The organism is Bradyrhizobium sp. USDA3010 (assembly GCF_056429065.1).
In genome coordinates this window covers 121333-135592 of sequence record NZ_JBWJZD010000001.1, presented here as the reverse complement: position 1 = coordinate 135592, position 14260 = coordinate 121333, and the positions used below count along the sequence as shown (strand labels likewise).

General features: G+C 60.4%; 9 protein-coding genes and 1 pseudogene. 5 read left to right on the top strand and 5 right to left on the bottom strand.

Features of this window, described 5'->3' with window-relative positions:
• Nucleotides 1–239: 239 nt before the first annotated feature.
• Complete coding sequence (locus tag AC066Y_RS00565; RefSeq protein ID WP_478272203.1) at nucleotides 240–506, top strand: hypothetical protein; 267 nt, start codon at nucleotides 240–242, stop codon at nucleotides 504–506.
• Between the two features lie 88 nt (nucleotides 507–594).
• On the opposite strand, the gene AC066Y_RS00560 is transcribed toward AC066Y_RS00565, so the two are convergent.
• The gene (locus AC066Y_RS00560; protein ID WP_478272202.1) at nucleotides 595–2079 is read right to left on the bottom strand and encodes an exopolysaccharide biosynthesis polyprenyl glycosylphosphotransferase; all 1485 of its coding nucleotides are present in this window, start codon (nucleotides 2077–2079) and stop codon (nucleotides 595–597) included.
• A 617-nt stretch (nucleotides 2080–2696) separates the two neighbouring features.
• Between AC066Y_RS00560 and AC066Y_RS00555 the strand changes: the two genes are divergently transcribed.
• Nucleotides 2697–3434 carry a metallophosphoesterase family protein gene (locus AC066Y_RS00555; protein WP_478272201.1) on the top strand — a complete coding sequence of 246 codons (738 nt, stop codon included), beginning with the start codon at nucleotides 2697–2699 and terminating at the stop codon, nucleotides 3432–3434.
• A 24-nt stretch (nucleotides 3435–3458) separates the two neighbouring features.
• Here AC066Y_RS00555 and AC066Y_RS00550 read toward each other — a convergent pair.
• From AC066Y_RS00550 to AC066Y_RS00540, 3 genes and pseudogenes are all read right to left on the bottom strand, one after another.
• Nucleotides 3459–3626 (bottom strand): annotated as a pseudogene (locus AC066Y_RS00550) (transglutaminase-like cysteine peptidase); the annotation flags it as partial.
• Between the two features lie 33 nt (nucleotides 3627–3659).
• Nucleotides 3660–4784, bottom strand: coding sequence for a hypothetical protein (locus tag AC066Y_RS00545; protein WP_478272200.1), 1125 nt, complete (start codon nucleotides 4782–4784; stop codon nucleotides 3660–3662).
• Between the two features lie 123 nt (nucleotides 4785–4907).
• Nucleotides 4908–7910, bottom strand: a complete 3003-nt coding sequence (locus tag AC066Y_RS00540) for a hypothetical protein (protein ID WP_478272199.1) — start codon at nucleotides 7908–7910, stop codon at nucleotides 4908–4910.
• Between the two features lie 519 nt (nucleotides 7911–8429).
• Here AC066Y_RS00540 and AC066Y_RS00535 point away from each other — a divergent pair.
• Nucleotides 8430–10571, top strand: coding sequence for a type I secretion system permease/ATPase (locus AC066Y_RS00535; protein ID WP_478272198.1), 2142 nt, complete (start codon nucleotides 8430–8432; stop codon nucleotides 10569–10571).
• Complete coding sequence (locus tag AC066Y_RS00530; RefSeq protein ID WP_478272197.1) at nucleotides 10555–11967, top strand: HlyD family type I secretion periplasmic adaptor subunit; 1413 nt, start codon at nucleotides 10555–10557, stop codon at nucleotides 11965–11967. Before AC066Y_RS00535 ends, AC066Y_RS00530 begins: the two co-directional genes overlap by 17 nt.
• A gap of 21 nt (nucleotides 11968–11988) precedes the next feature.
• Here the strand turns inward: AC066Y_RS00530 and AC066Y_RS00525 are convergent, their stop codons facing one another.
• Nucleotides 11989–12792 carry an FkbM family methyltransferase gene (locus AC066Y_RS00525; RefSeq protein ID WP_342713253.1) on the bottom strand — a complete coding sequence of 268 codons (804 nt, stop codon included), beginning with the start codon at nucleotides 12790–12792 and terminating at the stop codon, nucleotides 11989–11991.
• Nucleotides 12793–12940: 148 nt separating this feature from the next.
• Here AC066Y_RS00525 and AC066Y_RS00520 point away from each other — a divergent pair, with 148 nt between their 5' ends.
• Nucleotides 12941–14251 (top strand): autotransporter strand-loop-strand O-heptosyltransferase, encoded by a 1311-nt coding sequence (locus tag AC066Y_RS00520; protein WP_478272196.1) that lies wholly within the window; start codon nucleotides 12941–12943, stop codon nucleotides 14249–14251.
• Nucleotides 14252–14260: the final 9 nt, after the last annotated feature.

The following is a 14260-nucleotide window of genomic DNA, read 5'->3' as shown; positions in this document are numbered from 1 at the left end:
TGTTCAATCATTGGATCTATGCCGAGAACATCTGCAGCGATCGTGTTAGGGTCCAAGTATGTTACTATGGCACGCGAAATTGCATCGACATGGATATTGGCGGCCACGAGCGGAAAGAAGCCATCCTTGGTACCCTACCAGCGACCAAGGATTTTCGGTATGAATATTCGGAACGCTTCTAGATTTCGGAACGCTTCCAGATGATGACTCTGGACAGCAAAATTGAGGGGGAATAGCTGATGCTGAAGTCGATCGTCGCCGGGGTCCTGCTGACGATGTCTGCGGGCGCGGCCATCGCAGCCGATTACTCCATTATTCCGCAGCCGCAGCGCGTGGCTCCGCGCCGCGCGGTGGCCGATGTATGCCACGTCGAGCGCTGCGGCCCCCGCGGCTGCCGGGTCGTCAATCTCTGCCGCTGTCCGGATCGTTATACCTGCACCGGGCTCTACGACGCATACCGGCCCTATGGCGGCACGGCTTTCCTCAGCGTCTATACCGAATACTGATCTGTTCGGCTTGGTCCGGGATGGGCGCCTGGCTCCCCTCCCGTCAGGCTTTGCACAATCGCCGTCGGTCTGGCGGAGCGAAGACACCTCACCACGCGTTGCGGTAGGTCTTGCCTGAAAACAGGGTCAGCAAAATGATCTTGAGATCAAGCAGCAGCGACCAATTGTCGATGTAGTAGAGATCGTGCTCGATCCGGTTCTGCATCTTCTCGAGCGTATTCGTCTCGCCCCTGAATCCGTTGACCTGAGCCCACCCTGTCAGTCCCGGCTTGACCGTGTGCCGCCGATCGAAGCTGTCGATGCGCGGAGTGAAGAGCTCATTGTGCGTGATCGCGTGCGGCCGCGGCCCAACGACGGACATGTCACCCCGAAGAATGTTCCAGAGTTGCGGCAGTTCATCGATCCCGGTCTTGCGGAAGATACGACCAATCCTGGTTACGCGCGAATCGCCCTTCGATGCTTGTCGAAATTCGGCGCTGTCGGACACATACATCGTTCTGAATTTGAGAACGCGGATTGCTTCGTTGTTATAGCCGTGGCGGATCTGGACGAAGAGAACCGGTCCCCTGGAATCGAGCTTCACGGCCAGCGAGGAGAGCAGCAGCAGGGGAGACAACACGATCAGCCCCGCGGCTGCTGCCACGATATCAAACGTCCGCTTGACGACGAGGTCGAACACAGACAGCGGTCGGCGCGAGATGGCAAAGGTGGCGATGCCGCCGATGTCGGCCGTCTGCGCGTTCGCCCAGAAGATGTCCCGATGCGTCGGCACCGCGTAAACGTCGGCGGGGATCTGCCTCAGCAGCGACAGCAGCATCCCGACGCTTCCGTCCTCCTGCTTTCGATCGACGAGCAGGATGATGCTATCGGGTCGCAGAACCCTGCACCGTTCGACGAGCTTTGCGCCGGTCGCGCGATCGAAGTCAGCCGCTCCCCCGGACGCGGCGTCCCAGCCGAGCGGGCAGGCAACAACGTCGAAACCTCCGCCCGACTTTCTCAACTGGCTTGCACAAGCCTCGCAATCATCGTGGCGTCCGACGAGCACGACGCGCTGCCTCTGAAGCAGTCCTTCCTCAGCGGCGTTCTGGAATGCGCGATAGGCGGCCAGCCGGACCAACCCGACCGTCATCGAGCAACCCACGAACTGCAAGATCAAGGTGCCGCGGGAATAAACGTCCGAGAGCTTGAAAATAAACAGGAGTGAGGTCAGGACGACGAATGTGGTGGCCGCAGCTCCGATTCCGGCGGAAGCGAACCGGATCTCCCGCTGCTTTTCCAGATGCAGGAATTGACCAGCCATTGCCGCAATGCAGACCTCCGCCGCCCCGATGAAGCAGGATGCCAGCAGATAGACCTTCACGCGCAAGCCGGGAGTCGATGCTAGTTCGTGGTACACCCAAGCCGATGCGAAAGCCGTCATCGCAACGCAGATGAACTCGACAATGCTGATCGAAACAAAAGCGAGACCCGCGCGCGCCGGCAACGAGGCTCGCATGGAGCGCCAGATGACGTTTTGCTTGGGCTCTGAGCCGCTATGGGGGAGGAGGGCGCCCCTCTCAACAATGTTCGTCACAGAAAACAACCACAAAATATGAAGCGCTAGTAAGAATTCGGTAACCTTACTGTATCTCTACCTGCTCGGAAAGACGATTCCGAGGGCAGCTGTTGACCAATTTTTTCGCTGCTGCGTTGAACTTTTCGCATGCCGGACATACGCCGCGCTCCGGTATTCGGCGCCCGCTGGAGGGCTGCCTCAGGCTTTTTTACGAAGATGAACCAGGGCTTGCTTGACGAAGATGTACCGAGACTTGGACGGATGTTAAGATGACCATCGTCACGTTGCTCGCTGGTGTGATCGGCCTTTGCTGATCGGCAACGCCCGCTGCCAGGTGCTAGCCTTGCTGCCCGCGCACCCTGGTCACGGATACCGCGCTTGCTACTCTGGCGGACCTTGGGGTCTGGACGGCGCTCCAGATGGTCGCGTTAACCATCATAAGTTTACAGGCAGGGTGTTTCGCTGCCGTTCTGGCAAGGCTCGCTTGGGACAATGCCCTTGGCGCTAGATCGACGACCTTTGGCTCGCCCCGCTCGAATTTCTGATATTTCTGATACTGGTGGCGGGCCGGCAGCCCTCCCGAATATGCCTGTCGGTATCTCCACAACCGCTGGTCACATTGGTGCATCGCGACTATGCAGGCTCAGCCCGATCAACCGCTGCCGTCTGGCTTCCTCACTTCACCTCAGCTGCGCTTCTACGCAGTAGGAGATATCCACGGACGGCTGGATCTGCTTGAGGAGGTTAACGCCAAGATCGAGACCGACCTGAAGAGAAGGCCCTGTTGGCGCTCTGTTCGGGTGTTCCTTGGCGACTATGTCGATCGCGGTCTGCATTCGCGAGAGGTGTTGGACTACCTGGTGGCACTCGAAGGGACTTGCGACACCGTCTTCATATTGGGCAACCACGAAACGTTCCTGACGGATTTCATCCAGGTTCCGACGGTCCTGCCGACATGGCTTTCCGTCGGCGGCCTGGAGACCCTGATATCCTATGGCATCCGCCCACCGCGCAACCCGAGCCAGGCCGACCAGTCGCGGCTGGCGGCAGAGTTCGCGGAAGCGCTGCCCGCCTCACACCTGAATTTCATTCGAAGCCTGAGACCCTGCTTCGCCTTCGATGACGTATTCTTTGTGCATGCCGGCGTACGACCCGGCGTGCCGCTGAGTGAGCAATCGCTCACGGATCTGTGCTGGATACGCGACGATTTTCTGCGGCACGACGGGCTGTTCGAGCGGCTCGTCATCCACGGACACACCCCGGTCCGCACACCCGACATTCGACCGAACCGGATCAACATCGACACCGGCGCCTACGCCACCGGGCAGCTGACCTGCATGTGGATCGAAGGCGGCCGAATGGGCTTTCTCTGAGCAGAGAGTCTCACTCCGCGCAGACTACACGCTGCGATCGCCGAGTGATGCCCAGTAGTTTGGGTTCTTCGGCGTCTGAATGCGGACCCGGCGGTAGGCCCGCTTTGACCAAGGCAGGATATTTTCAGTGGGATTGTCGAGGAAGTGGTCGTCATCGGACGTGCGTCCCACGACGACGAGATGAAAGCGGCAGGAATGAGTTGCGTGAACCGCGGTGAAGCCGGGTCACTGCTTATGACATTCGGAAACGAAGGTCCCGTTCGCCGCCGTTAGCCGCTCAAGGCAATGGCGCGGATCCTTGACATCGCCGCCAACGACAAAATCATAAAGCTGTCCCTTGAGGACCAAGCCATAACGGCCTGGAGACAGAGCAGCCCCGCCACTTTCCGGCTGAATCTCGTACATCTCGGCATTCTCTTTGATCGGCGAGACGCGATAGGGAAATGAAATGTTCCGAATGTACCACCCATCGTCAGCTGTCGTGATCGGTTTGCCGGCCGCGTCGTAGGAAATGGAGCGGGCAACTTTCGCAATGATCCGGATTTCGGCGCGCTCCGGAATATTCAAGGCCGCCTCACGCCGATAGACGATGAACCTGGGATTACCATCGCGAAGAACGGGCTGCTTGGTGATTCCCATTGTCGGCGAAATCGCGACCCGCACGTCCTGGGCCTTGTTCGGCAATGGATTCAATTCGAAAAGCTTGTTGTCGCTCAATGCGTAGACGCCAAAATCCGAGGGCAACAACCGCGAGGGCTTCGCCGGCTCGGCTACGGCGACAGGGTCTGGAGGCTTTGGGGGAGCCACGGCAGCCTTGTTGATCTGTGACCTTCCCATGTGCGCGATCTCCTCGCGATAGACGGCCGCAAGCAAGCCGCCGATCGTGAGCACAAGGACGGCCAGTGCCCCACCGATCACCGCAAGGGAACCGCTTCGCGCTCTGCGCTTGGAGGCAGAACGGTCAAGTTCGTGAGGCTCGGGGGCGGACCATATCGTCTTGGTGGCGTCCTTCGCGTACTCCATCGTGGAGTCCGAAATCGCCAAGGGCACAGGCGCCGCGCCCAGAGGAACCGGCAGCTGCTGATTATTACTCCTCGAAAAGGTCTCGACGCCATGGATGGCCGCTTCCAGCGCCTTCCTGGCCTTCGCCTCCTCGCCGGCAGGCACCCCTGAAGAAAGCAGCTGTTCGCTCAGCTTGTACCGCGCCAAGTCGTAAACTGTCTGGCGCAAACTATCCTGATCGGTACTGACCGACGTGATGATCCGGGACAGGACCAGCGCAAACTCAACTTCAGGCATAGGAGCGTCGCCTGCCTGCCCAGGTACCTGCTCGAGATCGCGCTTATTCATGAGAGCCGTTTCTATCTGCTCGGACGTGTTGCCCCTTGGCGGGATCGTGGATCTTCCCGCCATATCCCACACTCCGGGACCAGACATCTAGGGGCCGATCGTGGCCTTCCTGCAACCCGCTCCTTAGACGATGAAATGAAATTCCTGCCAGGCGCTCCAGATCATGCCGTCGTTGGCGCGAACCCAGAGGTCGTCAGACACGGTGCCGCCATCGAAAGTCGTGCTGGCGAGCTGGGCCGCACTGACGTTGATTGCGGTGTTGGTGGGCTGCGCATTTCCGCCGATGCTCCAGTGGCCGCTGCTGGCCGACGGCGTCGAATCCCAGACCTGATACTGGCTCATGCTGTCCCCATCGGCATCCGAGACCGAGAACAGGCTCGATGCGGCGACGCTCTGGTCGGCGGTCGCGTGGAAGTCGGATGCGGTGACGACCGGAGCATGGTCAATCGGTGCGGTGACGTGAAATTCCTTCCACGGCCCCCAGGCGATGCCGTCGTAAGCCCTCGCCCAGAGATCGTCTGAACCGGAGCCGCTCTGAAAGCTTGTGTTCGAGAGCTGCGCTGCAGTCACATCGATTGCGACATTGGCGCCCTGAGCTACTCCGGCGACCACCCAGTGCCCGCTGCTGGGATCGGACGTCGAATCCCACACCTGATAGTTCGCGATGGTGTCTCCATCCGCATCGGCGGTCGAGAACAGCGTGGAGGCCGCGATATCCTGGCCGTGGCTCGCTGAAAAGTCGGTGGCCGATACGATCGGAAGGTTGTCGGCCGGCGCGTTGACGTGAAACTCCTTCCAGTTGCCCCATGTCATGCCGTCGAAGGCGCGCACCCAGAGGTCGTCGGAGCCGGAACCGCTCTGGAACGAGGCATTCGTCAATTGGGTGGGCGTAACATCGATGGCGATGTTGGCGGCCTGCGCCACGCCGCCGACCACCCAATGCCCGCTGGCAGGATCGGCGGTCGAGTCCCAAAACTGATAGTGGGTGATCGTATCGTTGTCGGCGTCGCTGACCGTGAACAGGCTTGACGCGGCGATGTCCTGACCGTGCGTTGCGGTCACGTCCGACGCGCTCACCACGGGCGCATGGTCGATCGGCGCATTGACGTGGAATTCCTTCCAGGCTCCCCACGTCATACCGTCATTGGCTCGCACCCACAGATCATCCGAGCCGGAGCCCGATTGAAACGAGGTGCTTGTCAATTGAGCAGGCGTAACATCGATGGCGATGTTGGCGGCCTGCGCCACGCCGCCGACCACCCAGTGGCCGCTGGCGGGATCGCTCGTTGAATCCCAAAGCTGATAGGCGGTGATCGTGTCGTTGTCGGCATCGCTGACCGTGAACAGGCTTGACGCGGCGATATCCTGACCGTGCGTTGCGGTCACGTCCGACGCGCTCACCACGGGAGCATGGTCGATCGGCGCGTTGACGTGGAATTCCTTCCAGGCTCCCCACGTCGTACCGTCATTGGCTCGCACCCACAGATCATCCGAGCCGGAGCCCGATTGAAACGAGGTGCTTGTCAATTGAGCAGGCGTAACATCGATGGCGATGTTGGTGGCCTGCGCCACTCCGCCGACCACCCAGTGGCCACTGGCGGGATCGCTCGTTGAATCCCAAAGCTGATAGGCGGTGATCGTGTCGCCATCTGCGTCGGTCACGCTGAAGAGATTGGACGCGGCGATATCCTGGCCGTGGGTCGCCGACGCGTCGGTTGCGCTGACCACCGGAGCATGATCCAGACTTGGCGTGGCCGTGAACGGGACCCATGCTCCCCAGAGATATCCGTCATAGGCCCGCACCCAGAGCGTGTCCGGGGCCGTACCGAACATATAGCTCACTTGCGAGAGGCTGGCGGCCGAGACGTCGATCTCGGCGTTGGTGGCTTGCGTAGCACCATTGATCGCCCAGTGCCCGTGGCCCTCGGTGTCCCAGAATGCATATTGGGTGATGGTGTCGCCATCCGAGTCACTGGCCGAGAACAGTGAGGATTCAGCCACCGAGAGCTGCCCGCGCGAACCGGTCACGTTTGCTGCCGTGACCACGGGCGCATGATCAGCCGGAGAAATCACGAAGGGTTTCCAGTCGCTCCACAAATAGCCGTCGAAGGCTCTCACCCACAGCGTGTCCGAACCAGGTCCGGCCTGGTAACTTGCTTGGGCCAATTGCGACGCACTGATGTCGATCTCGGTGTTGGTGCCCTGGACTATTCCTCCCACTGTCCAGTGACCGTTGCCATTGGTGTCCCAGAAGGAATATTCGGTGATGGAATCGCCCGCGGCCATGTTCACCGAGAACAACGATGCGGCCGCATAAACCTGATTTCGGGCGGCGGACTGATCGCTGGCGGTGACGACCGGTGTCGTCCGGATGCTGTATCCGAGGTCCTTCAGAACTCCGATGTCCAGGTTGGAGATCGCGTACTGGTAATCGGCGTAGAAGACGATTCCGTTCATCAAGTCCAGCGTGAGCGGGTCCTTGACGGTCGACGGAGTGGCGTAGAGGTCGGATTGCTGGTTGCCGAAATGGTAATAGTTCTGGGTCGTGCTGTCTGTGGTCAGGGGCACCGGGCCGCCGTAAGCGGCCTCGGCATTCGCACCAACAAAGTTGGCGCCGGTCGCGGTCTTTTGAATCAGGGTGTCGAACGTGGATTCGTAGGCGCCGGCCAACTGGCCGCTCTGGTCGTACCAGCCCGTCATGCCGAAGCCGTGCATGAGCTCATGAAGAAAAACGTTGATCGGATTGATCACGTTTCCAGGCACCTGACTGGACCAGCTCAGGCCATAGTCGAGGTCGATGTACTGGAAGTAGCCAGGATCGATGTTGATGGTGATGTCGCTTGTCGTTCCAGGGACGTGCTGTCCGGTGGTCAGCTCGTACTGACTTGACGGCTCATACACCGCAAGCCCGCCATTCGTGCCGACGTTGTAGCTGGAGGTAGGTCCGCCGTCGGCACGGCCAACGGCGGTGGGCAGGATGTTGAGGGACACCACCATGGTGCCAATGCCCAGGATATATCGCTGCCAAATGTTGAGGGCCTGCTCGAGGTCGTAGACCAGAGACGCGTCGGCAGATCCGCCTACGTTCGATGAATCGTTCAATGTGACGGAATAATTCCAAGTCATCTTGGTCGAGCTTTCAATCTATGGTAGCGTGGCAATAATTGATAATATTCATACTGACCAGTCACTGGGTGGTTAATAGACAAATGGCCGGCCCCGGACAAAGCGGAGCGTGAGGCTGTTCGTGTCCAGCGCCTCTGGCGCGATTGGCTCGGGTCATTTCTTATACGCGATAAGGCCGCCGCGATCATCCCTGTGATCCCGGTGACAGCCATATCGCGTGGCCGCGATCCGTAAGACTACGGAGCCTGGTTCGGATTTCCGAACGGTTCCACGATGGACTCCAGGATCGGCATGATGTCGCTCGCGAATTCGGCCTGGCCGTTGATAACGCCAATTGCATCTCGGCGAAGAGCCATAGTACTCTGCCTGTCATATTCATTTGCTGCTCTGTGGGTTCGTTACGAATAGTCAGTTTGCGCTGGCAGCGAGGCCGACGAGCAGGGGCGGGGCGCGCTCACGGCAATTCGGCTCACCTTCGACTGCAGTTATTTTCAGCTACTGAGCAGATTAAATCGCGAGATGATTGACACGCGGAGCGGTACGACAGCAGACAGCGGGATAGTTGGGCTCGCGATGCTGCTGCGTTTTCACGGCATCCCGGCCGATGTCGACCAGATTCGTCATCAAGTCGGCAATGGCCCGTTCGGAACGCCGGAGATGCTGCGCTACGCGCGCTCGACCGGCGTCAAGGCTCGCGAGCTGAGCACCAACTGGCTGAGGCTCGAGAAGGTCCCGCTTCCTGCCATCGCGCTGTTGCGCGACGGCGGCCATCTGATCCTCGCCAAGGTGGGCGCAGACAAGATCCTCGTTCAATCGCCTCTGTCGGAGCGCCCGGAGTTGATCACGAGGGCCGAACTGGAAGCGGTGTGGACCGGCAAGCTGATCCTGGTGAGCCGGCGGGCGGGACTGGTCAATCTTGCGCGCCGCTTTGACCTGTCGTGGTTTCTGGGGGCAATCCACAAATATCGGTACCATTTCGTGGAGGTGTTGATCGCCTCGTTCTTCTTGCAGCTGTTTGCTCTGGTGTCGCCGCTGTTCTTTCAGGTGGTGATCGACAAGGTCCTGGTTAATCACACACTCAGCACACTCGACGTGCTCGTCGTGGGGTTGATCGGCATCGCGGGTTTTGAGACGGCCCTCGCGATACTGAGGACCTACCTGTTCTCCCACGTGACCAACCGGATCGATGTCGAACTGGGAGCCCGCTTGTTTCGGCACCTCATCGGGCTGCCCATTGCCTACTTCCAGGCTCGCCGGGTTGGCGACTCGGTTGCGCGGGTCCGCGAGCTGGAGAACATTCGCAACTTCCTGACCGGCTCCGCGCTGACGGTCGTGATAGACCTGTTCTTCACCGTCGTCTTCATCGCGGTGATGTTTATCTACTCGCCGATCCTGACCTGGATCGTGCTTGGGTCCTTCCCGCTTTATATCGGCATCTCGGCCGGCGCGACGCCGATGTTCCGCCAGCGGCTGGATACCAAATTCGAGCGCGGGGCCGAAAACCAGGCCTTTCTCGTCGAGAGCGTGACCGGGGTCGAGACCATCAAGGCCATGGCGCTCGAACCGCAGATGCAGCGCCGCTGGGAGGAGCAGCTTGCCGGATACGTGGCGGCCAGCTTCCGCGTGCTCAGCCTGGCGAATGTCGCGAGCCAATCGGTCCAGTTCGTGAGCAAGCTCGTCACCGCGGTGATCCTTTACGCCGGCGCCAAGCTGGTGATCGACGGAAGCCTCACGGTGGGCGAGCTGATCGCCTTCAACATGTTCTCGTCACGCGTGAGCGCGCCGGTTCTGAGGCTGGCGCAGCTCTGGCAGGACTTCCATCAGGCCAGGCTCTCCGTCGCGCGGCTCGGCGACATCCTGAATACGCCGGCCGAGCAGACGTTCAGCCCCGGTCGCGCCGTGCCGCCGCCCATCAAGGGGCAGGTCACACTTGAGCACGTGTCCTTCCGCTATCGGGTGGATGGACCCGAAGTGCTGCACGACATCAACATCAGCATTCCGGCCGGCCAGGTCGTCGGCATCGTCGGTCCGTCCGGTTCGGGCAAGAGCACGTTCACGAAGCTCGTTCAGCGCCTTTACGTTCCGGAGAAGGGCAGGGTCCTTGTCGACGGGGTCGACCTTGCGATGGTCGATCCGGCGTGGCTGCGTCGCCAGGTCGGCGTCGTCCTGCAGGAAAACGTGTTGTTCAATCGCAGCGTACGGGAAAACATCGCGCTCGCCGACCCGGCCGCTCCGATGGAGAAAGTGGTCGCCGCGGCTCAGCTTGCGGGAGCTCACGAATTCATTCTGGAGCTGCCGGAAGGCTACGACACCGTCGTCGGCGAGCGCGGCTCCAGTCTGTCGGGAGGGCAGCGGCAACGCATCGCGATCGCGCGGGCCCTTATCACCGATCCCCGCATCCTGATCTTCGACGAAGCAACGAGTTCGCTCGACTACGAAAGCGAAAGAGTCATTCAGGACAATATGAACCGGATCGTGAAGGGACGAACGGTTTTTGTCATTGCACATCGTCTGTCCGCTGTCAGGCGCACCGATCGGATCATCACCATTGATCGCGGCCGGCTCGTCGAACAGGGATCCCACGAGGAGTTGCTCAGCACAGGCGGAAGATACGCGTCGCTGTACCGGTTGCAGGCGGGGATCCATGAAGTCGGCTCGTGAAGTGGTCGCGGTCGGGGGCAAAACCCGGGACGAGCTGGCCTTCCTGCCGGCCGCCCTCGAAATCGTCGAGACGCCGCCGTCTCCCACCGCCAGGCTGACCGCCGTCTTGCTTGCTGCCTTGTTCTGCTGCGCCGTGGCGTGGGCGGGCCTCGGCAAGATCGACATCGTTGCTTCCGCACCCGGAAAGATCGTGCCGGGCGACCGTGTGAAGCTGGTTCAGCCGCTCGAGATCGGAGTGGTGCGGGCCATTCACGTCCGCGACGGCCAAACCGTCAAGGCCGGCGAGATTCTGATCGAGCTGGATCCGACCAGCAATCAGGCGGAGCTTCAGCACCTGAAGAACGATCTTCTCTCGGCACTGCTCGATATCTCACGCACCCGTTCGGCGCTTGACGGGAATACCGACGCGCTCGAGGGCGTACCGGACGACACGCCGCCCGCCTTGATTCAAATGCATCTGGAGTACTTGCGCAGTCAGGATTCCGAGCAGCGCGCCAAGTTGTCCGAACTGGATCGGCAACGGGTGCAGAAGGTCGCGGAGACCAGGACGATCGACGCCAGCATCGCCAAGATTGAAGCTCTGTTGCCGGTGCTGCAGGAACGCGTCGGAGTTCGCAAGTACCTGGCGGACCGGGAGTACGGTTCAAAGCTGCAATACCTGCAGGAGCTCCAGGAGCTGGTCGGGATGCAGCAGGACATCCTGGTGCAACGGAGCAAGCTCGAGGAGGCCAATGCGGCTGTCGCCGCGCTCGCAGAGACGCGCGCCAAGCTTGTCTCGGAATACCGGCACCGCCTGTACGATGATCTGTCCAAGGCGACGCAGAAGGCCGGCAGCCTCAAGGACGAGGTGTCCAAGGCCGAGCACCGGACCAGCCTTCAAAAACTCGCCGCACCGATCGATGGCGTGGTGCAGCAATTGGCGGTGCACACTGTCGGCGGTGTCGTCACTCCCGCCCAGACGCTCGCGGTCGTCGTACCCAGCGACAATCTGATTGAAATCGAAGCGATGGTTTCAAATCGCGATATCGGCTTCGTGCACCCGGGCCAAGACGCCGAAATCAAGGTCGATACCTTCAACTTCACACGCTACGGCCTGCTGCACGGCAAGATCGTCAGCGTCTCGCCCGATTCCGTCTCCCGCGACAAGGCGCGGGACCCAGCCCGCGAGCCCAATGGTGGAGCGCCGGAGGAAAGCAGCGAGCCAAAGGGGCAGGGGCCGGTGTATATCGCGCATGTCTCGATCGACCGGACCAAGATGGTCGTCGATGACAAGGAGATCAATCTTTCACCGGGAATGACCGTAACCGTCCAAATCAGGACGGGCGCCCGCAGCATCATGAGCTATCTGCTGTCGCCGATCATGCGCTACCGGCAGGATGCTCTCCGCGAGCGATGAAAGAATTCGGCGGTCAGGCCGTCATGACGTGGTTCGCGATTCCACGTGGCTCAGGGTCGGGTCGGATTCATGGATCGCAAGGCAGTTTTGCCCCGCGTCGTAGGTCCGGTATCCATGATCGTTCAGCTTGCGAACCAGTGCGGCCTTGTCGGTCTTGATGAATTCCGCATGAATGACGGGGTGATGCTGCCGGATCGTGGCGCTGGCTCCTTCCAGCACCTTCAACTCCATCCCTTCGACGTCGATCTTGATCAGATCGCAGCGGCTCAGATTCAGGGAGTCCAGGGTGATCATCGTCGTCTCAGAGCCTTTGGCCTCGGAATAATCGATCTTCTGGCCGATCTGCTCCGTGCCGGGGCGTTGCGTCACCTCCAGACTTCCGAAGCTGGCGGGTTCCTGATGGCTTAAGGTCGGCACCCAGGTCTTGCCGGTTTCCGACGAAATAACCGCGTGCATCGCCCGCGCGTTGAAGCAGTTGTTGATGGCGATGTTGCCGGCAAGGGCGTAGTAGACCCGCTCCTGCGCCTCGATGGCAAGGACCGAACCCCAGCCGTCCATTTGCTTGGACCATTCGATGGTGTGAACGCCGATGTTCGCCCCGCAGTCGATGGCCACCACGCCATCTCCTCGGTAGGTTCTTCGCAGTGCAAGAAGACCCTTCGTAAGTTCGATTTCAGTGACGTCGAACGCGCCGTGCTCGAGGATCTGAATCCCCACGCCAAAGATATGGTCACCCGCGGTGTGGTAGTCGAGCCGGTTGACGATCAGCGGGCCATGCGCCGACGCTGCGATCACAAACGGGACCTTGCTGGGATTGCGGCTCATCGCTTGTGCTTCTTTGTTTCGGCGGTTCCGGAGCGGCCGCGAGGGGAGGTACTCGCTAAGGTTTTCGTCCGTTGACGCGGTTGTCAATCTCGCATACGTTCGCTGCGTATTTTTAGCGTTCTTTGTATTTTCAGGGCAGGGGATATTCGTGAATGCGATTGCCGTCGCGCCGGTGATCGGGCTGAAGCGTCCGATTGACCAAGTGGCCGACCAACCCAAAGTCATCGTTGATCGGTCGACCAGCGCCGTGCCTGCCAAGTCGGAAGCTGTTGCGCCGGATGCCGAAACGCCCAAGCGTGCCTATCCGGCGGCCGCCGAACTTCCCACGCAAGTCGGTCCCAAAGGACTGCGATTCGACTTCAACGACGGCGCCCGGGTCGTTTGTCCCGAAGCCGAAGGTCCTTGGCGCGTGCGTCTTTGGGACGCCGAGACCGGCAATGTTCTGTTCGAGACGCAGTTCGCGGGCGGACGCGTCAACAGCTCAAAGCGCTACTACATTCGTTTCCGTATCGAGGTCTTGCAGGGCGAGGATGTCATTTTCTCGCATGAGTACAACGCGACGGATCGTCACGTCCTGATCCAGCTTCCGGTCGGCACCCTGGGCGACACGATCGGCTGGTTTCCCTATGTGGAGAAGTTCAGGAAAGCTCACAATTGCAAGCTGACCTGCGCAATGGCGGAGAAGCTGATTCCGCTGTTTCGTGATGCGTATCCGGAGATCAACTTCGTCACGCATGAGGAAATCCAAACCGATCGGTACTACGCCACGTACAGCGTCGGGTTGTTTTTCGACGACAAGAATTTCGTCTACCAGCCCTGCGACTTCCGCTTTGTCGGACTGCACCGCACCGCCGGATACATCCTCGGCGTCGATCCGACCGAAGCGGCGCCGCGCATCTCACTGGCCGACGATCAAAGGCCCATCCCCGAGCCTTATGTTTGCATCGCGGTCCAGAGCACCACGCAATGCAAGTACTGGAATAACCCCAACGGCTGGCGCGAACTGACCAGCTTTCTCAAGCAGGCCGGCTATCGCGTGATCTGCATCGATCAGAAGCCGACGCACGGCCACGAGCTGGTATGGAATCACATTCCGAACGGCGCGGAGGACTGGACCGGTGACCGCCCGATTCAGGAGCGGGCGAATCTGCTCAACCATGCGGACTTTTTCATCGGCCTTTCCAGCGGACTTGCCTGGCTGGCCTGGGCGGTCGGCACTCCGGTCGTGATGATCGCGGGCTTCACGCATCCGACAAATGAATTTGCTACGCCCTACCGCGTCATCAATTATCACGCGTGCAACAGCTGCTGGAACGATCCGGCGGTCCGATTCGACCACAAGGATTTTTTCTGGTGCCCCCGCCACAAGGGGACGCCGCGTCAGTTCGAGTGCACACGGCTGATCACCGTGGACCATGTGAAGTCGGTGATCAGGACGATTCCTGGATTCAAGCTCTAGCCTATTTCA